The sequence below is a fragment of the Segatella maculosa OT 289 genome, from assembly GCF_000243015.1.
GTDB classification, from domain to species: Bacteria; Bacteroidota; Bacteroidia; order Bacteroidales; family Bacteroidaceae; genus Prevotella; species Prevotella maculosa.
The window spans coordinates 1-21,305 of sequence record NZ_JH594504.1 but is presented as its reverse complement, the minus strand read 5'-3'; the positions used below and the strand labels follow the sequence as shown (position 1 = coordinate 21,305).

Annotated in this window: 20 protein-coding genes; 15 read left to right on the top strand and 5 right to left on the bottom strand. The window is 49.3% G+C overall.

Features of this window, described 5'->3' with window-relative positions; genetic code table 11:
* The first annotated feature begins 6 nt into the window (after positions 1-6).
* The 6 genes from HMPREF9944_RS07350 to HMPREF9944_RS07325 all read left to right on the top strand — a co-directional run bounded on the left by HMPREF9944_RS07350 (position 7) and on the right by HMPREF9944_RS07325 (position 4,573).
* Positions 7-1,005, top strand: coding sequence for an acyltransferase family protein (locus HMPREF9944_RS07350; RefSeq protein WP_008565525.1), 999 nt, complete (start codon positions 7-9; stop codon positions 1,003-1,005).
* Entirely contained in the window at positions 1,002-1,889 is an 888-nt protein-coding gene (locus HMPREF9944_RS07345) for a decaprenyl-phosphate phosphoribosyltransferase (protein ID WP_008565524.1), read from the top strand. The genes HMPREF9944_RS07350 and HMPREF9944_RS07345 overlap by 4 nt, the downstream gene beginning before the upstream one ends.
* A complete protein-coding gene (locus HMPREF9944_RS07340; RefSeq protein ID WP_008565523.1) occupies positions 1,889-2,476 on the top strand; it encodes an HAD family hydrolase in 588 nt (195 codons plus the stop codon). The genes HMPREF9944_RS07345 and HMPREF9944_RS07340 overlap by 1 nt, the downstream gene beginning before the upstream one ends.
* Entirely contained in the window at positions 2,445-2,843 is a 399-nt protein-coding gene (locus tag HMPREF9944_RS07335; RefSeq protein ID WP_008565522.1) for a GtrA family protein, read from the top strand. Before HMPREF9944_RS07340 ends, HMPREF9944_RS07335 begins: the two co-directional genes overlap by 32 nt.
* On the top strand, positions 2,840-3,820 hold the full coding sequence (locus HMPREF9944_RS07330) for a helix-turn-helix domain-containing protein (protein ID WP_008565521.1): 981 nt from the start codon (positions 2,840-2,842) through the stop codon (positions 3,818-3,820). Before HMPREF9944_RS07335 ends, HMPREF9944_RS07330 begins: the two co-directional genes overlap by 4 nt.
* 93 nt (positions 3,821-3,913) lie before the next feature.
* Positions 3,914-4,573, top strand: a complete 660-nt coding sequence (locus tag HMPREF9944_RS07325; protein ID WP_008565520.1) for a hypothetical protein — start codon at positions 3,914-3,916, stop codon at positions 4,571-4,573.
* Positions 4,574-4,598: 25 nt separating this feature from the next.
* On the opposite strand, the gene HMPREF9944_RS07320 is transcribed toward HMPREF9944_RS07325, so the two are convergent.
* Positions 4,599-6,182, bottom strand: a complete 1,584-nt coding sequence (locus HMPREF9944_RS07320; RefSeq protein WP_008565519.1) for a glycerol-3-phosphate dehydrogenase/oxidase — start codon at positions 6,180-6,182, stop codon at positions 4,599-4,601.
* Positions 6,183-6,387: 205 nt separating this feature from the next.
* On the opposite strand from HMPREF9944_RS07320, the gene HMPREF9944_RS07315 reads away from it, so the two are divergent.
* Complete coding sequence (locus HMPREF9944_RS07315; RefSeq protein ID WP_008565518.1) at positions 6,388-7,044, top strand: DUF4294 domain-containing protein; 657 nt, start codon at positions 6,388-6,390, stop codon at positions 7,042-7,044.
* 6 nt (positions 7,045-7,050) lie between these two features.
* Positions 7,051-8,088: a M28 family peptidase gene (locus HMPREF9944_RS07310; RefSeq protein WP_008565517.1), complete on the top strand. Its 1,038-nt coding sequence runs from the start codon at positions 7,051-7,053 to the stop codon at positions 8,086-8,088.
* A gap of 766 nt (positions 8,089-8,854) precedes the next feature.
* Here HMPREF9944_RS07310 and HMPREF9944_RS07305 read toward each other — a convergent pair.
* The 4 genes from HMPREF9944_RS07305 to HMPREF9944_RS07290 form a co-directional block, all read right to left on the bottom strand.
* Positions 8,855-9,811, bottom strand: a complete 957-nt coding sequence (locus HMPREF9944_RS07305; protein ID WP_008565514.1) for a M23 family metallopeptidase — start codon at positions 9,809-9,811, stop codon at positions 8,855-8,857.
* Between the two features lie 217 nt (positions 9,812-10,028).
* Entirely contained in the window at positions 10,029-12,131 is a 2,103-nt protein-coding gene (recG, locus tag HMPREF9944_RS07300; protein WP_008565511.1) for an ATP-dependent DNA helicase RecG, read from the bottom strand.
* Entirely contained in the window at positions 12,128-12,796 is a 669-nt protein-coding gene (locus HMPREF9944_RS07295; RefSeq protein ID WP_008565510.1) for a 2-C-methyl-D-erythritol 4-phosphate cytidylyltransferase, read from the bottom strand. The genes recG and HMPREF9944_RS07295 overlap by 4 nt, the downstream gene beginning before the upstream one ends.
* Before the next feature lie 5 nt (positions 12,797-12,801).
* Positions 12,802-13,371 carry a DJ-1 family glyoxalase III gene (locus tag HMPREF9944_RS07290; RefSeq protein ID WP_008565509.1) on the bottom strand — a complete coding sequence of 190 codons (570 nt, stop codon included), beginning with the start codon at positions 13,369-13,371 and terminating at the stop codon, positions 12,802-12,804.
* Between the two features lie 66 nt (positions 13,372-13,437).
* On the opposite strand from HMPREF9944_RS07290, the gene HMPREF9944_RS07285 reads away from it, so the two are divergent.
* The 7 genes from HMPREF9944_RS07285 to HMPREF9944_RS13465 form a co-directional block, all read left to right on the top strand.
* Positions 13,438-14,265 carry an NAD kinase gene (locus HMPREF9944_RS07285; RefSeq protein ID WP_008565508.1) on the top strand — a complete coding sequence of 276 codons (828 nt, stop codon included), beginning with the start codon at positions 13,438-13,440 and terminating at the stop codon, positions 14,263-14,265.
* Complete coding sequence (locus HMPREF9944_RS07280; protein WP_008565507.1) at positions 14,262-15,959, top strand: ABC transporter ATP-binding protein; 1,698 nt, start codon at positions 14,262-14,264, stop codon at positions 15,957-15,959. The genes HMPREF9944_RS07285 and HMPREF9944_RS07280 overlap by 4 nt, the downstream gene beginning before the upstream one ends.
* Positions 15,960-15,994: 35 nt before the next feature.
* Complete coding sequence (locus HMPREF9944_RS07275; protein WP_008565506.1) at positions 15,995-16,714, top strand: ABC transporter ATP-binding protein; 720 nt, start codon at positions 15,995-15,997, stop codon at positions 16,712-16,714.
* Between the two features lie 196 nt (positions 16,715-16,910).
* Positions 16,911-18,170 (top strand): ABC transporter permease, encoded by a 1,260-nt coding sequence (locus HMPREF9944_RS07270; RefSeq protein ID WP_008565505.1) that lies wholly within the window; start codon positions 16,911-16,913, stop codon positions 18,168-18,170.
* 29 nt (positions 18,171-18,199) lie between these two features.
* Positions 18,200-19,444, top strand: a complete 1,245-nt coding sequence (locus tag HMPREF9944_RS07265) for an ABC transporter permease (RefSeq protein WP_008565504.1) — start codon at positions 18,200-18,202, stop codon at positions 19,442-19,444.
* Positions 19,445-19,596: 152 nt separating this feature from the next.
* Positions 19,597-20,691, top strand: coding sequence for an efflux RND transporter periplasmic adaptor subunit (locus tag HMPREF9944_RS07260; protein ID WP_044113510.1), 1,095 nt, complete (start codon positions 19,597-19,599; stop codon positions 20,689-20,691).
* 516 nt (positions 20,692-21,207) lie between these two features.
* On the top strand, positions 21,208-21,305 hold a 98-nt coding region (locus HMPREF9944_RS13465), incomplete at its 3' end, for an Arm DNA-binding domain-containing protein (RefSeq protein WP_008565502.1).

The window sequence follows — 21,305 nt, the reverse complement described above, 5'->3', positions numbered from 1 at the left end:
CCGACTATGACCATAAAGGACATCGAACTTGAGAACATATCGCGTTATCGTGGTGAACTGATGGGGGCCGCTATGCTGTTCATTATGCTCTTTCATGTCGGTTTACCTCAAAGCGATTCGTTCTTCGGACTGCGTCGTATGGGCAATATAGGGGTGGATATGTTCTTGTTCCTCAGCGGAATAGGACTTTGGTTTGCTTGGCTGAAGCGGCCGGAAGTAAAGCATTTCTTCGCAAGACGCTATCTTCGTGTCTATCCGGCTTGGCTTATTGCGGCCTCTCTTTACTACATTCCGCGCTTCCACGGAGGCGATTTTGCGGCGTGGCTTGACCTTTTTGGCGACATCATTCTCAATTGGGACTTCTGGTTAAACGATGAACTTACCTTCTGGTATATCCCGGCTACGATGCTACTTTACTGTTTTGCGCCGGCTTATATGGAGCTTATTCGCCGGCATCCCGTGTATCGTTGGCTCCCGGTTGTGATGATTTTGTGGTGCATCTTGGTGCAATATGTCACGCCAATTCACCAAGCCGTGGGGCATATTGAGATATTTTGGAGCCGTATTCCTATTTTCTTCATCGGCATCAACATGGGAGAAATGGTGCGACGTAAGCGACGTATTGACGGAACGGGCATCTGGATGGTCGTCATTATGTTTGTGATGACGCTCCTTGCCTGTATCTTTTTGGAGCAAAACCGGCACGGTCGGTTTCCTCTTTACGTGGAACGTATGCTCTATATCCCGCTGACCATCACCACAATCTTGCTTTTGAACCGTGTCTTCCGACGCACACCAAAGTGGTTCAACCGCACGTTTAAGTTCGTCGGGGCCTTGAGTTTGGAGTGCTATCTCATTCATATCCACTTCGTACTTGCCTATCTTCCGACCGCTTGGAACTATTGGCTGACTTTCATTGTGTGCCTTGTTGTCACGCTTCCATTGGCATTTGCGCTCAATAAAACCGCAACATTCATTTCCAAACAAATAGAACAAAGACCATGAACACTAAAGATTACATCAGACTTCTGCGTCCGAAGCAGTGGACGAAGAACTTCTTTGTGATGCTTCCGCTGTTCTTTGGCGGCAGATTATTCGATGAACAGGCCTTCATTGCAGGGTTGATTACGTTCCTTTCTTATAGCTTTGCCGCGTCGTCCGTCTATTGTTTCAACGATATTCACGATGTTGATGACGACCGACGTCACCCAATGAAGTGCCACCGTCCTGTGGCTTCGGGAGCTATTCCCATTGCCGTGGCCTATGGACTGATGCTGCTTTGTATCGTGCTTTCCATGCTTTGCCTACTCCTGTTGCCTGCCCATAGGCTCGAAACTGGCGGCGTTATCCTCTTTTACTGGCTGCTCAACCTTGCCTATTGCGCCCGTTTAAAGCAGTATGCCATTATAGATGTGTGCATTGTTGCCTTTGGTTTCGTGCTCCGTTTGCTTGCCGGAGGCCTCGCAACCCATGTACTTTTGAGCAAATGGATTGTGCTTATGACTTTCCTCATCACGCTTTTTATGAGCTTTGCCAAGCGACGCGACGACGTTATTCGCATGGAACGGACCGGAGAAGCACCGCGGAAGAACACCATTCGCTATAACCTTACGTTCATGAATCAGGCCATTACGATCACAGCCGGGGTCACTTTGGTCTGCTATATCATGTACACAGTGAGTCCGGAAGTCATAGAAAACTTCCACAACGACTATCTTTACCTGACGAGTATCCTTGTGCTTGTGGGCTTATTGCGCTACATTCAGCTCTCTGTCGTAGACCAAAAGAGCGGTGATCCCACCAAGGTGCTGCTCAAAGATCGCTTCACACAGCTCATTGTTGCGGCATGGTTGCTGGCTTTCTTGTTGATTATCTATGTGCTGAACTGATGAAAAAGACGGTTTATCTCTTTGATTTTGACAGCACAATCACTACAAAAGACACGTTTATTGAGGTGATACGCCATGCCAAGGGCACATGGGAATGGCTCTTTGGTTTCCTGCTTTTCAGTCCGATTTTAGTATTGATGAAGTTGCATCTCTACCCGAATTGGAAGGCTAAACAGCGTATTTTTGCTTACTTTTTCAAAGGAATGGCGATTGAAGTTTTCGATGAATTGTGTCGCAACTTCGCTGCCGTTAACCGCCATTTGTTGCGTCCCAAGGCCTTGGAAACGATTGCCGAGGCCCGGAAGAAAGGTGAGGTCTGTGTGGTAAGTGCCAGCATTGACAATTGGGTCAGGCCGTTCTTGCCCGACATAAAGGTTGTCGGAACGCAGATAGAAGTGCTGGATGGCTTCTTGACAGGACGCTTTACAACCCCTAATTGCTATGGCCAAGAGAAGGTGAACCGCATAGAGCGCGTGCTCACCTCGCCCCGGTCGGAACTGAATATCATTGCCTTTGGCGACAGCCGGGGCGACTATGAAATGCTAAAATATGCCGATGAAGCTCATTACAAACCCTTTAGAACCTAAGCGCAAACAGCAGATTGGCGAGATAGTGCGCTTTGGTATTGTCGGAGGTGTGGCCACCTTGATACAGTATGGTGTCTATCTACTGATGCTTTATGCCGTTTCTCCCACGCTATCCAACACCATTGGCTATGCCGTTAGCTTCCTTTTTAACTTCGTAGCCAGCACACGTTACACCTTTAAAGTAAAGACCAATGCCCGTCATGGGGCCGGTTTTGCCTTGAGCCACCTTATTAATTATGGGCTTCAAATCGTCATGTTGCATCTCTTTATGGCCTTGGGGGTCAGCGAAAAGCTGGCACCTGTTCCCATGTTCTGCGTCTGTGTGCCAATCAACTTCCTACTTGTAAGGTTCTTTCTCAAGCGATGAAAAGCGAAAAACAGCATAGCCTGCCCGACTTTGTCAGGCATAATGGCATCACAACGGCCTTTGGTTCGGTCGTGGCGACGGCAGTTGTCAACGAAACTACATTCGCCTTGCTGATGAAACAGCTGCATGTTGTTCACTTTTATGCCGTGTTTCTGCTCATTGATGGAGAGGCCGAAGTCTGCATCGACGGCCGAAATGTGCGCTTGGAACAGCACAGTATTTTGCGCACCTCGCCCATGCAGCACACCGATTTCGTCAGTTGCAGCAACTCGTTCGAAGGCCGTTTTCTTTTCGTTGAGGCCACGTTTTATGACGATATGGTGGAAAACGACGACAATCTGCGCGATGCTTTTGCCCTAAACCTGCTCAATACCTGTTTTTATAAGACACTGAGTGAAACGCAAACCTCTGAGTTTGCCGGCATCATCACGCAGATAGAGCGTACCATTGGCCAGCCCCATGCCTACAAAAAAGAGATGCTTGGCTTTCTAATTCACTTGATGCAGATGCACATTCGCGAGCTTATTGGCTATCAAAATGCCGGACTTCACGACATGAAACACAAGGAAAACATTTTCAAAATCTTTATCCATTTGGCATCAAATCACTTCAAACAGCAACGCCAAATCAACTTTTATGCCGACCGAATGAACATCACTTCGACCTATCTTTCACGCATTGTGAAAGAGGTTTCGGGCAATACTGTCAACGGATATTTGCAGAGTTTCCTTTATGGAGAGGCCTGTAAGTTGCTCCAAATGGCTGATAAAACCATCGGAGAAATAGCTTTTGAGCTTCATTTCAGCGACCAATCGGCCTTCACAAACTTCTTCAAACAACGGTCAGGCATGTCACCTAAGGCATATAAAAGGTACCATGACCAGCCAAATCCTCTTCTTCAGCCCCTCCATGGTGGTGAATATAGATCGAAAGGAACTTCATCTGATGATGAACGGCAGCCTTTAAACGATTTGTAAACATTGATGTTTGCCGATGAAAAGCAGTATCTTTGCAGCATTACATCAAGAGAGAGTGACGCAAGAAAACTCTTTTCTCCAAAAAATAAGACTATGGGAACGATTATTCAGAGTTTATTTATAGTGTCAGCAGCATTCATATTGTTGGCAGTAGTCTATTTTTTAGTCTCCCATTTTTCGCCTTTTCACTCGTATCCCAGCATTGTAACGCTGCGCCCGAAGGCTATCGTTGCCATTCTTGGGGGCACGTTTTTCGCCGTTGCCGTCATGTTCTTGGGCATTGCTTACGACCATGAACTGTGGCAACTTTTCCCAAATCATTTTTCGATATATACACCCCTGCATATTTGTTGGGTGGTACTAATCCTGCTGACAGGCTGGATTTATCTTGTATTCAGGTTTGAAAAACGGGTTTGGTTGCGCCGTAATCCGAAGTTCGGTCGGTTGCTATTGCAGGCCGTAAACCGAACGATGCAGATCGAAGGCGTGCGTATTGCCGATGTTGATGGCATAACATACGGGCAAGGTGTTAGTTTTTCATGGTTTGATGGGCGTTATCTTGCGGTGGGAAAGCACAAGATAACGCTTGAATTTTATATCTATAAGAAGTTCCGTAGATACGTCCCAATGACCTTAGTCTACTCAAAAAACTTCACTATAGAAGTGCTTCCGGGGGCCGTCTACCATGTGGAAGCACGCCCGGAACACCGTGATTTCCGCATTACAAGGGATATGCAAGCGGCGCATCGGTAGGTCCCAAGGCGTATAGAAGGCGAGATTAAGGCTTTGGCTCACGCGGTATGTCAATCACATACTTTGCGGCAACCTGATTAAACGCCTTGATTTGCTCCTCTTTCCAAGCCTCGTCTTTGTTCAATTCGTGTGCAAGTATGCCGGCAACTGTAGGTGCCACGGCGATAGCCTCCTTGGCATCAAGGAACAATAAGCGTACTCTTCGGGCCAAAACATCCTCAACCGTCCGCGCCATTTCATTCCGGACAGCCCACACAACTTCGCTGATTCGATAGTCATATTTATCGGATAAGCGCGCTTGCAGGTCGGGATTCTGGGCTTCCAACAGCCTGATTGCCTCCTCATCGCTGCCATATACATAGCGATGATCATGTAAATTGGGATGCTCCCGCCAGCCATGTATGCGGAAAGAACGCGTCACACACTTCCTCGATTCGAGCATTCCAAGATGGATAGCCTTGTCGATTGTATCCTCAGCCATCTTGCGATAACTGGTCCATTTGCCTCCCGTAATGGTCAGAAGTCCATGGTCTGACACGATGATTTTATGACTTCTCGACAGCTCTTTCGTGCTTTTTCCTTCGCCTTGTGGCGCTGCCAAGGGACGTTGTCCGGTGAAAACAGCTTCCACATCAGCGCGGGTTGGCGCCGGATTCATATAGCGTGATGCCGTTTGGAGAATGAAATCGACTTCTTTTTCAAGATATTTGGGTTCGCTTTCCGGCCTATCACGAGGGGTATCTGTGGTGCCAATGACCACCTTTTCATGCCATGGAACGGCGAATAATACGCGACCATCGCTCGTCTTCGGTACCATTATGGCATAGTCACTCTGCAAGAAACGGCGGTCAAGTACCAGATGTACGCCTTGACTCGGCCTCACCATGTCTCGCTTTTCGGGCTCATCCATTCGGAAAATACTATCGACAAAGATGCCTGCAGCATTGATAACAACCCGTGAAGCAGCATGATAAGTGCGCCCTGTCTCCTTATCTACGAAGTCAACCCCGTTGATTTTGCCGTCTGAATCATGCGTGATGGCCGTCACTTCTGCATAGTTCAACACTGTAGCACCATTCTCTATGGCCGTTTGTGCAAGGTTGATTGCCATGCGCGCATCGTCAAATTGTCCGTCATGATAGACAATTCCACCCTTCAATCCCTTGGTAGAAACGGTTGGAAGATAGTGTTCAACGGTTTTCTTTCCAATAAATCTTGACCGCCCATATCCAAAGCCGAACGACAGAAAATCATAGAGTGTGAGACCACAGAAATAAAGAATATTCTCCCAATAGGAATAGTTTGAGATGACAAAAGCCTGATCTTTGACCAGATGTGGAGCGTTGCGTTTCATGCGACCACGCTCACGCAGCGCCTCAAGAACAAGCATTACGTCGCCTTGTTGCAGGTATCTCACGCCGCCATGTACCAATTTTGTGCTCCTACTTGAAGTGCCTTTGGCAAAGTCATCACGTTCTAATAGCAGCACACGAAAGCCTCTTGTCGCCGCATCTACAGCCACTCCGAGGCCCGTAGCACCACCTCCGACGACGACAACGTCCCATTTTAGCGTACTATCAAGCTTTTTTATTTCTTCCGTTCTATTCATAATCATTCCTATTTATTGGTTTTTAAATCTTTTCTTCCTTTCATTTATGAGACAACAACAAGTATGCCAGCACGTAAAATCAACTTAATTACAAGGAATATGGCCACGAATGTTACCACTTTTCCTTTATTTCAATAGGACATATTCAATACATTTCCTTACTTTTATTTCCTGATATGCGAAAATATACGTACTTTTGCGGCATATGACATGCAGGCTTTTCATCATCATGCTCATGGCTTTCGCAGCGACAACGCTGGAGGCACAGACCGAGAACAGCCGGAACCGACCCGAAAACACGGCTCCAGAAGACCGCAATATCGACATGGACGACCCCACATTCGTGCCGATGGTGAAGGTGGGAAAGGTGCTTCAGGGGCGCGATTCCATTCAATATGTCGAGCTCAACAACGTTTATGTCTATCCACAGCCTGTATTTCAGAACGCTGAACAGCGCATGGCCTACAACCGTTTGGTGTATAATGTGAAGAAAGTGCTGCCGATTGCCAAGGAAGTGAACCGCATTATCATCGAGACCTACGACTATATTCAGACGCTACCCAACAAGAAAGCCAAGGACAAACACCTGAAATATGTCGAGCAAAGCATCAAACAAGAATACACACCCCGCATGAAAAAGCTCACTTATCAGCAGGGAAAGCTACTCATCAAACTGGTTTATCGCGAGTGTGGAAACTCGGCTTACGGCACATTACAGGCCGTTTTAGGACCCGTCCGCGCGGGCTTTTGGCAGGCTTTTGCATGGACTTTCGGGGCTTCTTTGACCAAAAAATATGACCCTAACGGCGTAGACCGACTCACGGAACGCGTGGTATTGATGGTTGAAGCCGGACAATTATAAAAAGAAATGAAGAAAACAATGAAGATAACGGTTGGAGTTGCTGTCGCAATGTTGGCAGTTGTCGGGCTCCACTACTACAAAGATGCCCACAAGAAAGTGGAGCTTGTTGAAGAAATCGACGAGGTTGAGAAGGCCGCCCCCGTGGGTCCGGTGTTCAATGCCGACAGTGCTTACGCCTTCACCAAGGCACAATGCGACTTCGGACCACGCAACATGAACAGCCGGGGCCATGACCTTTGCGGCGAATGGATTGTGAATAAGTTCCGAGAATACGGCTGTAAGGTCACCACACAGCGTGCAAATCTGACGGGATATGACGGCACTACGCTCCGAAGTTGCAACATCATGGCAAGCATCAACCCTGAAGCTACGACGCGAATCCTGCTTTGTGCGCATTGGGACAGCCGTCCTTGGGCCGACAACGACCCCGATCAAAGCAATTGGAAGAAGCCTATTATCGCCGCAAATGATGCGGCAAGCGGCGTAGCCGTGATGCTCGAACTGGCCCGAATCATCAATAACGGGAAGGCAGAAAAGGCACTTCGCCCGCAATTGGGGGTCGATTTCGTGTGCTTCGACGCCGAAGATTGGGGCACACCTCAATGGGCTGACGTGCCGGATGATGCAGATTCGTGGGCACTTGGCGCACAATACTGGAGCAAGAACCTGCCACAGGGCTACGAAGCCCGCTATGGTATCTTGTTAGACATGGTGGGTGGCGTCGGAGCGCAGTTCTTTCAAGAGGGAATATCGCTGCAATATGCTCCCGAAATCGTGAAGAAGGTCTGGCGTTCGGCCCGGGAAGTGGGCTTCGGTTCGTATTTTCCCAAGCGAATGGGAGGCATGGTAACCGACGATCACGTTCCCGTCAACCGCTATGCCAAGATTCCTACGATTGATATCATTCCTTTTTATCCCGATTGTAAGCAAAGCGGCTTCGGACCAACGTGGCATACGTTGGCCGATAACATGGAAAACATCGACCGAAATACGCTCCGAGCCGTGGGACAGACTCTTGTTCAAGTGATATACAAGGAGCAATAAAAGTCCTCAGTGGGCAACTTTGGAAATGCTTTCGGCCCCTATCGCATGGCAAAATGACTGATGTCAAGCGGCTGTTTGAACGGAAATAGGAGGGAACAGCCCGTGCGCCCGCTCGCGTTTCAGCTGAAAGTAGACGAGTAAACGAGTGAATAAGTTGCATGTTTTGCAGTATGTAGGGACGCACGGCTCGTGCGTCCGCCCACGTTTCAGTTGATAGTAGATCTATCTCCAGTGAAGTAGATGCACGGACTGCGTATTCCTACTTTTCAATCTCAGCCATATTGGCACGCAATATAGCTGAGATTACCGTGCAAAATGGGCCATATTGCACGGTAAAATGGCTGAGATTGCAACGCAAGGCGTAAGTGATTGATTGTCAATACGAATAATATAACGAATTACTTTGATTGCATGTGGGGACGCACGGCTCGTGCGTCCGCTCCATCAACCATGCTATTTGCTTTCAATTCCCACTGAGCGGACCCACGGACCGTGCGTCCCTACATACTTCAAAGCATGCAACTCGTCCACATGTCAACTTGTTTACTCGTCAACCGTGCTGGAGCGGACGCACGAGCCGTGCGTCCCTACATGCCTATCGTGGGCGTATTGATGTGCAAAATGGTTGAAATTGCGAGCCGGTTTCATCGGGTGGGGCATTTCAATCGCGTTGAACGGAGGCGGGAGGGAATGAAAAAAGCAGAGACGCATGGGCGTCTCTGCTTTTTTGTTGCTATCTCTTTGTGGCACGTGGCCACTCGTTTTGCTATGAATATCTCAAGATCATGCCCGGCCGAACATGCGAGTTGGTGTTCAAATGGTTAAGCGAACAAATCTTTTCTACTGTCACACCGCGTTGCCGAGCGATGGAAGAAAGCGTCTCGCCTGCCTTGACTTTGTGGTAAAGCAATTCGCCTTTGTCGGCCGAATGCTTGTTGGCATAGCTGCCAAGTTCGCCGTCTTGCACGAGATCGCGGGTGTAACCACCGTTCCCAACCTTTCCTCTTAGGCGCGTAGCTTCAGCAGATTGCTCGTCATATGTGCTTGAATTGTAGACGAAGAAGTCGCCCGTTACGTCCTGATTTCTAAAGTCGAACATCAGAGCGGGGTTGAGTGCGACACCGCAAAGCCGTGTTTCGAAGTGGAGATGTGAGCCGGTACTGCGACCCGTATTGCCGCCCAAGCCAATGATTTCTCCAGCCCGTACCACCTCATTTTCAGTGACTAACTGTTCCGAAAGATGTCCATATATCGTCTCAAGTCCATTGGGATGGCGGATAACAATATACTTTCCGTAACCTCCGGGCTCGTATCTTACGATGCGAACCTTGCCACTAAAGGCTGCACGAATGGTGTCCCCGATGTACACTTTGATGTCGAGTCCTTTGTGTTGTCGGCCCCATCGGCTGCCAAAATTGCTCGTAACGACACGGCTATTGGTAGGCATACAGAAGTGACGGAGGTCAATTTTGAACGTATCGGGCATCTCAATGCGATGGTGTGCATAGCGGTTATCCCAGTCATGGTAGAGACTTGCGGCGGGAGATTGCTCTTGTTCGCGTTCCACAATGCTTTTCAAAACGAGCGTATCTACAGCTTTCATCTTGCGATCGATAGGTGCCTGACGGGCCAAAAGGTCTTGTGCCTGAACGGAAATAGGCAGGGTTGACACTGCAAAAAGAGCTGTTATAAAGAACTTTCCAATACTTTTTCCTAAATTCATCATATGGTTTTTAAGTCAAGTAATAGACAGATTAAGGGGCGATAATCCACATATCACAAGCAATAAACGGGCAAACAGGCCTCGTTTTTCCAATCAAAAGTGGTACAAAGTTACAAAAAAAACGATAAGAAGTGGTCTGTTTTAGGTGTTTTATGGCATTTTTAACAGTCTCAAAATAGGTCTTCATGCGTCGTAATCTCCTTATTTATGAGGGTTGTCAAGAGATAGATGCCCAGTTGATATTAGTCTTTCTTAACTCTTTTAAGCGGTTCCAAAGCAGTTGATATTCAGCCTTTTGGCATGTAGGGTCGTTGTCAACAATCTTTTGGGCCTCGTCTCTTGCAAGCTGAACCAGTTGACCGTCGCGTGCAATATCGGCTATCTTGAGGTCGAAGGCGATGCCGCTTTGCTGCGTTCCTTCAAGGTCTCCCGGTCCACGGAGCTTGAGATCGGCCTCTGCAATGCGGAACCCATCGTTGGTATCACACATGATATCGATGCGTTTTCGGGTTTCTTCGCTGAGCTTGTAGCCTGTGACAAGAATGCAATAGGACTGTTTTGCGCCCCTTCCCACGCGGCCCCGGAGCTGGTGAAGCTGTGAAAGTCCGAAGCGTTGTGCGTCGAGTATCACCATGACCGAGGCGTTCGGCACGTTCACCCCCACCTCAATAACGGTCGTAGCCACAAGGATTTGCGTCTCACCACTGACGAAACGGCGCATTTCTTCTTCCTTTTCGGCCGGCTTCATCTTGCCATGTACCTTGCTGATGCGGAACTCCGGGAAGATTTCCAACAGGGATTCGTATCCTTTTTCAAGGTCTTTTAAATCTTTTTTTTCATTTTCTTTGATGAGTGGGAACACGATGTAGACCTGCCGTCCCTGCCGGATTTGCTGCCGAATACCATTATAAAGGCTCGTTGTCTGGGTGTCATACTTATGCAAAGTCTGTATGGGTTTGCGGCCAGGTGGCAGCTCATCGATGACACTTACATCGAGATCGCCATAGATAGTCATGGCAAGTGTGCGAGGAATAGGGGTCGCTGTCATCACTAATATGTGTGGAGGATTTTCGCTTTTTGCCCAAAGTCGGGCGCGTTGGGCAACGCCGAAGCGATGTTGTTCGTCTACAACTGCAAGACCAAGTCGGGCAAATTGCACGGTATCCTCAATGACGGCATGCGTCCCGACGAGTATTTTCACGTCGCCATTGACCAGCGATTCGAGCACTTCCTTGCGTTTTTTGCCTTTCACGATGCCCGTGAGTAGTTCCACACGGACGTCCATTCCCTTCAGAAACTCCTTGATTGTGGCGAAGTGTTGCTCGGCCAATATCTCGGTAGGTGCCATGATACAGGCCTGAAAACCATTGTCAATGGCAATCAACATGGTCATCAATGCCACCAAGGTCTTGCCGGATCCCACGTCGCCTTGCAGCAAACGGTTCATCTGTTTGCCGCTCGCCATGTCGGCACGTAGCTCATGCATGACGCGTTTTTGGGCGCCGGTGAGTTCAAAAGTGAGGTTGTTATGGTAGAAATCATTGAAATATCGGCCCACATGTTGGAAGACATAGCCGCGGTATTTGCGCCGATGATCGCTGGCGTAACGCAGGATATTGAGCTGTACATAGAAGAGTTCCTCGAACTTCAGACGTACTTGTGCTCGCTGAAGTTCGTCGAGTGACTTCGGATAATGAATGCCTCGGAAGGCTGCTTCGCGCGAGATAAGGTGCAAAGGGCGCGTGATAAAGGACGGAAGCGTCTCGGAAAACGAACCTTCGGGCAGTCGGTTGATGAGCGTCTTCGTGAGCTTTTCAATCGCACGGCTTGTCATTCCGTTGTTCTTCATCCGCTCCGTCGTGGAGTAATAAGGCTGCATACCCATTTCATTGAGCTGCAGATCGGTTGCCTTTTCTATCTCCGGATGGGCGAATTGATAGCGTCCTCCGAAGACAACGGGCTTGCCGAAGACGATGTATTCGGTGTTTATGGTGTAGGTTTTGTAGACATATTGCGCCCCACGGAACCACACTAAGTCGACCACTCCCCGCCCATCTGTGAAGTGAGCAACGACTCTTTTCTTCCTTGTTCCTGCCGAAAACTCTTCGAAACTGAGTATCTTTCCCTTGATTTGTACGAAAGGCATTGTGCCATTCAGCTCGTCGATAGTATACAATTTGCTGCGGTCTACATATTTATAAGGGTAGCATTCGAGCAGATCGCGCCATGTATTGACATGGAGTTCCTTGCTTAATATCTCCTTACGCTTGGGCCCTACGCCCGGAAGATACATGATGTCCTGATCAAGAATAGCGGTCATTCGAGGAGCGTTTCGGCGATTTTGAGGTCAAAAGGCGTGGTGAGTTTGATGTTTTCGCGGTTGCCTTCGACCATTGATATCTGGCAACCAAGGGCCTCGACCACGGAAGCGTCGTCGGTGAAATGGGCTTGATAGGGTTGCGAAAAGGCCTGTTTCAGGAGCGAAATATCAAAGACTTGCGGCGTTTGTACAATGCGGTAATCGCTGCGCATGACGTTTTTTCCACCGCCTTGGCGGTCGATATAGCGGAGCGTTTCGGTCACAGGAACGACCGGAATGGCTGCATATTCGTCGCGAGCTGCCTCAAAACAATCGGCAATCACCTTGACAGAAGCAAACGGACGCACGCCATCATGAATGCCGACCACGCCCTCTTCGTCATCGGGAATGGCCGAAAGTCCGTTCTTTGATGACTCAAAACGCGTCTCTCCGCCATTAACAATCGTGTGCTGAATGGTGAAACCATAGTCCTTACAAAGGCTTTTCCAATAGGCTTGTTGGCTTTCGGGAAGCACCAAGATGATGCCCAAAGCGGGATTATATTCATAAAACCGTTCGATAGTATGCATGAGAACGGGCTTCCCACCAATAGGAATAAACTGCTTGGGAACGTCTCCTCCCATGCGCATTCCCTTGCCTCCGGCTACGATGATGATGTAATCCATGCGCCTTATCGAGCCATCAAGTGAGCGAATTGCATTTTTGTTTCGAGCTCTTTCACGGCAGCTTCGCCGATGAAATAGCTCAAAATCCGATACGCATAAGGCAAGGTTGCGGCCGGACCTTCGCCGGTTATGACGTTCATATCCTCTTGATAGAGGGCTCCAGTGTAGGTGGTTGAGGCGTTAAAATACTGTTCAAAGCCCGGACTACAGGTCGCTTTCTTACCGTCAAGAATGCCACATTCGGCCAAAACCATAGGCGCTGCACAGATTGCTCCGATGCGTTTTCCAGCCCGATGTTGCTGTTTCAAGACGGCTTTCACGCCTTCATGGGCCTTCAAGTTCGTTGAGCCGGGCATGCCACCCGGCAGCAACAGCATGTCGGCATCGCTGAAATCGCCCGCTTCTTCAAACTGCAAATCGGCCTTGACCGTCACACCATGCGACGTTTCAACAAAGGCGTTGCCCGTGATACTGACCATTTTGATGTCCACACCGCCTCTTCTTAGAATGTCAACCGGGGCCAAACCTTCGATTTCCTCAAAGCCGTTTGCTAAAAATTCATATACTTTTGCCATACTTTCTGATTTTTTCGTTATATTTGCAAATATAATAATAAAATCCGAAACGACAAAAATTAAAACATGTCATCGCGTAAACAGGTATTCGCTATCTTTGACAATGCGGACAAACGGCAGGAGACTTTGCCCTTCGAAAAGCGCATATTGACCTACCTCGACAGCCATAATGCAACAGCTTTAGTGGAGCCCGAAGACTTCAATGACGCTGATTTTGTGATCTCAATGGGCGGAGATGGCACCTTTCTTCGGGCTGCCGGAAGGGTCGGAAACCGCCAAATTCCCCTCTTAGGTATCAACATGGGACGACTCGGTTTCCTTGCCGATGTGTTGCCAAGTGAGATAGAATCGACCCTCGACCGCGTGCTTTCGGGTGATTATATCATAGAAGACCATACCGTCATCAAGCTCGAAAGCGACGGAGAAGAGGTCTCCTGCAATCCCTTTGCGCTGAATGATATTGCCGTGTTGAAGCGTGACAGCGCTTCAATGATCAGCATCAAGGCACGCGTCAACGGCGACTTTCTCGTGAACTATCGGGCCGACGGGCTCATCATTGCCACGCCGACGGGCAGCACGGCCTACAGTTTGTCGAACGGCGGTCCCATCATCGTGCCCCAAAGTGGCAGCCTTTGCATTACGCCTGTGGCTCCCCACAGTCTCAATATCCGTCCGATTGTCATCAACGACACGGGAGTCATCGAGCTTGAAGTGGAGTCGCGGTCGCACAATTTCCTTGTGGCTGTGGACGGACGCAGCCTGAAAATGGCCGAAGGAACACGTCTTACGATTCGCAAAGCACCCTATACTGTGAAGATCATCAAACTCAAAAACCGGCGTTACTTCTCTACCTTGCACGAGAAACTGATGTGGGGAGCCGATAACAGACAATGAATTACAAGGCCTTATTAAGGATTCCGGAATTCAAATACGATGCCAAGACGTTGATGAAATGGCTTTGGCATACGTGGAGAGGCAATCAATTGCAAGCTATTCTCAATGCTGTCATCGGACTGTTATCGGTAGGTATCAGTCTTGGACAGGTGTGGGCGGTGAAGCGTGCCATTGATGTGGCCTCGGGAACCGTTGAAGGTGACATCTACAGGGCCGTGGGATTGATGGCCATTCTCATTCTTTCGGACTTCGCATTGAACATTGCCGGTATCTGGATTCGCAACATTTTGGGCATCAAAGCACAGAACCGAATGCAGCAACGCATGCTTGATCGCATTCTAAGGTCGGTGTGGCGGGGACGCGAATACCATCATTCTGCCGACGTACTCAACCGACTTGAGTTCGATGTAAACAACGTTGTGAACTTCTTAACCGAGACCATTCCCAACACACTTTCAGTGTTGGCCATGTTCATCGGAGCCTTTTTCTATCTCTTTTCCATGGATAAAGGGTTGGCATTGACAGTGATTGCCATCTTTCCGGCATTCATTGCAATGAGTAAAGTCTACATTGGAAAGATGCGAAGTCTGACACGTCAGGTGCGTGACAGCGACAGTAAGGTGCAGAGTGTCCTGCAAGAAACCATTCAATATCGCATGCTTATCAAGACATTGGAGAGCGATGAGGAGATGGTCGGCCGCTTGGAAAGCACGCAAAATGAGCTTCGTCAGCGTGTTGTCAGGCGCACGAAGTTCAGCGTTTTCAGCAATGTCATCGTCAATTTCGGCTTTGCCTTCGGCTATCTCGTGGCCTTTCTGTGGGCCGCTTTGCGCATGGCTGCCCACACGTTGAGCTTCGGTGGTATGACGGCTTTCCTGCAATTGGTCAACAAGATACAGGGGCCGGCACGCAACCTGACGAAGCTTGTGCCGGCATTCGTGAGTGTTTTCACGGCAGCCGAGCGTTTGATGGAACTCGAAGAAGACCCGCTTGAGGAGCAAGGTACACCTATTTATATAAAAGGGCCATGCGGCATACGCCTCAATCACGTGGGTTATACCTATGCCGATGGCGAAGACCGGGTGATAGACGACCTTTCGTTCGACTTCAAACCGGGCAGCTGTACGGCCGTTCTTGGTGAGACGGGGGCCGGAAAGACCACGCTCGTGCGCATGATACTGGCCTTGTTGCAACCCCAGCAGGGCAAGGTTGAAATCTATCATGGGTCGGCCAGTCAGACGTTAACACCCCGCCATCGCTGCAATTTCGTTTATGTGCCGCAGGGAAATACGCTCATGAGCGGCACGATACGCGAGAACCTGCGCCTCGGAAGACTGGATGCCACCGACGAGGAGATGCTCGAAGCCCTGCACACCAGCTGTGCCGACTTCGTTAGCGAGCTGCCCGAGGGCCTCTCCACCTACTGTTCAGAGCAGGGAGGAGGCTTGAGTGAGGGGCAAGCCCAGCGCATTGCGATTGCAAGAAGCCTGCTTCGCGACCGCTCGGTGATGCTTTTTGACGAGGCAACGAGCGCACTCGACCCCGAAACCGAGCGGCAGTTGCTTCGCAATATCCTGTCGGAACACGACAAAACCATCATCTTTATCACCCATCGCCCAGCCGTAATCGACTATTGCGACCAGACTTTGAAATTGGAAAAATATGGCAAACAGCCCGCTTTCTCTGCCGAATAGTGCAACTTCATGCCTGTTGTTTGCGTCTAAAGCGTATGATTCATTTAAAAGACATCAATAAAACCTATCAGGGAGCACAGCCTTTGCACGTGCTGAAAGGCATCAGTCTCGACATCGCGGAGGGCGAATTCGTCTCCATTATGGGTGCTTCGGGTTCCGGAAAGTCCACACTTTTGAACATTCTCGGCATTCTTGACAACTACGACAGCGGCGAATACGTGCTTGGCGGCACCCTTATCAAGGACCTTTCTGAGTCGCGTGCCGCGGCATACCGCAACAGAATGATTGGCTTTATCTTCCAAAGTTTCAACCTAATTGGCTTCAAAACCGCCGTTGAAAACGTGGAACTGCCCCTCTTCTATCAGGGAGTAGGCCGACGAAAGCGCCATCAGATGGCCATGGAATACCTTGAACGGCTCGGTCTTTTGCCTTGGGCCGAGCACTATCCCAACGAGATGTCGGGTGGACAGAAGCAGCGTGTGGCCATCGCCCGCGCCCTGATTACGCAGCCACGCCTCATACTTGCCGACGAACCTACGGGCGCTTTGGACAGCAAAACGTCGGTGGAAGTGATGCAACTCTTGAAGCAACTCAACGCCGAGGAGCATAAAACGATTGTCGTTGTGACCCATGAAAGCGGCGTGGCCAACGAGACCAACAAGATTGTCCACATCAAAGACGGCATCATCGGCCGCATAGAAGAGAACTTGGATCACCATGCTTCGCCCTTTGGTATCAACGGCGTGATGAAGTAGGTGTAAGAGATTGACACGCAAGATGTTAAGGACTGCGTTGCAATATGACCCATTTTGCCGCGCAAAATGGCCCAAATTGCACGCTAATATCAGCCATATTGGACGCTAAAATGGGCCATATTGCAAACGAAGGAAAGGCCTCTTGAAAATCACCCTGACCGGGCAAGGAAAACAATGTAAAACAAAACGTGAAGGAATGAGAGACATTTTTGCTGAAATATGGGCTACGGCTAAGCGCAATAAGCTGCGGACCGGTCTCACGGGATTTGCCGTAGCGTGGGGCATTTTCATGTTGATTTTCCTGCTTGGTGCGGGAAACGGGCTCATCAATGCTACCGAACAGAACAATAATCAATTCATGGATAACTCCATGGTTGTATTCGGTGGAGAGACATCTAAGCCTTATAAAGGGTTCAAAGAAGGGCGTCCCATTCAATTAAACGACCGAGATTTTGGATTGACAAAGAACCGTTTTGCCACCCATATTGAAGAGGTTGGTGCCATTGTTTCGCAGGGACCACTCACCATTTCCTATGGAGAAAACTACACTTCGAGCCCAGTTTTAGGTGTATTTCCTAACTATCAAGCCATCAATAAGATTGAGATGTGCTATGGACGCTTTATTAATAACATCGATAATGAGCAGCAACGAAAGGTTATTGTGATATCTGATGAACAGGCAAAAGAGCTCACTTCGCGTCCTATTCAAAGTCTTATTGGGCAGTATGTAGATGTGGGGAGTAATGCTTTTCAGGTGGTGGGCATCTACAAAAAGAAGCAATCGGGGAGTTCTTCTTATGGGAATACGCCTTTCAACACATTGAGAATACTATATGGTGGAGGCGACAATATGGAGCAAATCAATTTTTCTTTTCATGGTTTAGATACCGAGGCAGATAATGAATCCTTTGAAAAGAGCCTTCGTTCCAGCATCAATAAGAACCATGATGCAGCACCCGATGATAACAGTGCAGTGTGGATTGAAAACCGATTCACGCAGGCCTTGCAGATGAAAACGGGCATGAGTATCATTCGAACTGCCCTTTGGATCATCGGTATCTTCACGCTTTTGAGTGGCATTGTGGGCGTTTCTAACATCATGCTCATCACGGTTAAGGAGCGAACAAGAGAGTTCGGAATTCGCAAAGCCATAGGAGCAAGACCGTGGTCTATACTGAAACTCATCATCATCGAGAGTGTTATCATCACCACATTCTTTGGATATACGGGCATGGTATTGGGCATTATGGCAAATGAATACATGGATATGACAATCGGACATGAGGAGGTTGACGCGGGAGCCTTCAAGGCAACGATGTTCGTTAACCCTACGGTTGGCCTCGATGTCTGCGTGGAAGCTACGCTCGTTATGGTCATTGCGGGTACGCTGGCGGGCCTTATTCCGGCACGAAAAGCGGCAAAAATCAGACCGATAGAGGCGTTGCGGGCGGAATAGAAAAGTCATAATTGCTTTTTAATTTACCTATGAGAATTGACATTGACACCTATAAAGAAATCTTAGACACGCTGACTCGCAATAAAAGTCGGTCGTTCTTGACAGGCTTCGGCGTGTTCTGGGGCGTGTTCATGTTGGTGGGATTGATTGGCGGAGGCAAGGGTTTGAAAGAACTATTGTCCAAGAATTTCGAGGGATTTGCCACCAATTCGGCCATCATTTTTGCCCAACCTACGACGAAAGCCTATGGCGGTTACCGCAAAGGACGGCAGTGGACGATGGAGTATAAAGACGTGGAAAGGCTCAAAGCACAGCTGCCCGGGCTGGATATTGTGTCGCCGATGCTGTTCGGGAGAGGTAACAATATCGTCTTTGGTGACAAGAAATCGTCGTGCAATGTGAGGGGTATTCTGCCCGAATATGCCAAGGTCGAGACCCCTAAACTGCGGTACGGGCGTTACTTGAACGCCATGGATATACAGCAACATCGCAAGGTTTGCGTCATAGGAAAGAAGCTTTATAAGTCGCTATTCCCTGGAGGTGGCGATCCATGCGGACAGCTTGTGCGCATCGATTCCATTTATTATAGCGTCGTAGGTGTGGATTATCAATCGGGCAATATGAGCATCGGAGGCGACGCAGAAGAGGGCGTTTCCATTCCACTTACGCTCATGCAGCAGGCCTATAACTATGGAAATGCGGTGCATTTGATATGTGTCACGGGTCGACCGGGGGTCACTATGAGTAGCATTTCACAGCAAATGCGCAGCGTGATTGCCCGTGCTCACCAAGTAGATCCTACTGATGAAAAGGCGATAACCGTGTTCAACAGCGAGGTGATGTTCGGCATGTTGGACAGTCTTTTCGCAGGCGTTAACTTCCTGATTTGGCTCGTTGGCATCGGAACCTTGCTGGCGGGGGCCATCGGTGTGTCGAATATCATGATGGTAACCGTGCGGGAACGCACCACGGAAATAGGCATTCGGCGGGCCATCGGCGCGACACCTAAGAATATATTAAGCCAGATAATCAGTGAGAGTATCATTCTTACTGCGGTCTCAGGCATGAGCGGTATCCTCTTTGCCGTGGTCATTTTGCAACTCGCCGAGCTTGCAAATACAAGCGACGGTATCGTGAACTCGCATTTCCAAATCGGTTTTTGGACGGCTATAGGCGCCGTAGTTCTGCTGAGCGTCTTGGGCATTCTGGCTGGTCTTGCGCCAGCCGCGAGAGCGATGTCCGTCAAGCCCGTGGACGCAATGAGGGACGAGTAAGCACCCACTCCCGGCCCCTCTTCAAGGGAGGTGAGGGAAAACTTGCAGCGAATTTCACATGAATATAGAGATAATTAAATACAAACAACAACTAAAAACAAATCCCCGTGGCGATGCGCTCCCTTCTTTCGGGAAGGGCAGGGGTCAGGCTTATGAAGAAATATTTGAAGTTTATCATTGCAGGCATCATCGCTTTGGTGTTCATTTTCACCTTTGTATTCCTCTGGATGAAGTCCCGGCCGGAGGCAATTGCCTACGATGAGTTCACACCGAAGGTGATGGACCTGAAGAAGACAACGGTGGTGACGGGAAAGATTGAACCGCGCAACGAAGTGAGTGTGAAGCCGCAAATCAGTGGAATCATCACAGAAATCACGAAAGAAGCAGGGCAAACGGTGCAGGCTGGCGAGATTATCGCTAAGATAAAGGTAATTCCCGACATGCAGCAACTTAGTGCAGCGCAGGCGAGGGCGCGCTTGGCGGAGGTCAACGTGAAGCAGGCTGCGACGGACCACCAGCGCGAGCGGGTGCTCTTCGACAAGGGTTTAGTCAGCGCCGACGAGTATGATAAGGTGAGACAAGCGCTCCGACAGGCGCAAGAAGAGGTGCGGGCGGCCGGCGACAACCTCGAAGTGGTGCGCGACGGTGTGTCGAAGCGCAGCGCTAACAGTAGCTCGACGCTCATTCGCTCCACGGTGAGCGGAATCATACTCGACATACCCGTGAAGGTTGGGAACACAGTAATTCTCAGCAATACTTTCAACGACGGGACGACGATTGCCACGGTAGCCAACATGAACGACCTCATCTTCCGGGGGAACATCGATGAAACTGAGGTTGGAAGTCTCGTGACGGGAATGGCCATGAAGATTACGGTGGGGGCGCTTCAAAACGAGAAGCTGCGGGCAAATCTCGAGTATATATCGCCCAAGGCGGTTGAGAGTAATGGCGCGAATCAGTTTGAGCTTAAGGCCGCCGTCACGGGGCTGGGTCGCACGCGGCTCCGCTCGGGCTACAGCGCGAATGCGGAGATTGTGCTCGCGCAGGCCAGCCACGTGCTCACGGTGCCCGAAAGTTCTATCGAGTTTACGGGCGGCAGTACTTATGTTTACGTTATCAAAGGGCGTGGAGAACAGCAAACTTACGAGCGGCGTAAAGTGACGACGGGTTTGAGCGACGGCATCAATATAGAGATTAAGCAGGGCTTGACGACGAAGGACCGCGTTCGCGGGCCGGAGAGAAATTAAGAGTTCACCCCGGCCCCTCCGAAGGAGGGGAGCAGAAACGGGAGCAGATTAGCTTACGTGCAGTTCGTGCTCCCCTCCTTCGGAGGGGCTGGGGGAGGCTCTCCGTTTTCTGTTCAGAAACGCGTGTTTTTCATCAGAAATTGCCGTATTCTGTTCAGAAACGTGCGTTTTTCATCAAAAATTGCTGTTTTGCGCGGTGAAAGTACATATAAAATCTGAAAAACGGAAAAATGCAGCGATAACGTTATCAATCAAAGACTTAAAAGGGCTTTTGGAAGTAGTGTAATGCCAACCGTGTACGGTCTTTATGCCAAACAGTGACAGCGTTCCGTCTCCTATTCGTAACCCCTGCAAGGGTAAGAATGAACAAATGGGAAAACAAGGAAATTCGCTCTGAAATAGGCTGTTAGGCTGAAAATTCCTACCCTTCGGTTTCTTATTCCGCGTTCCCCTCGATTTGCTTAGTGGACAACTGCTCCACAGTAAATAATTTTGCAAACGAAAGGAACAAAAGCAATGAGAAGTACATTTTCAGTCATCTTCTATTTGAAGAAAGACAAGGTAAAGAAAGACGGTACGGCACCCATCATGGGACGCATCACCGTGGACGGCAC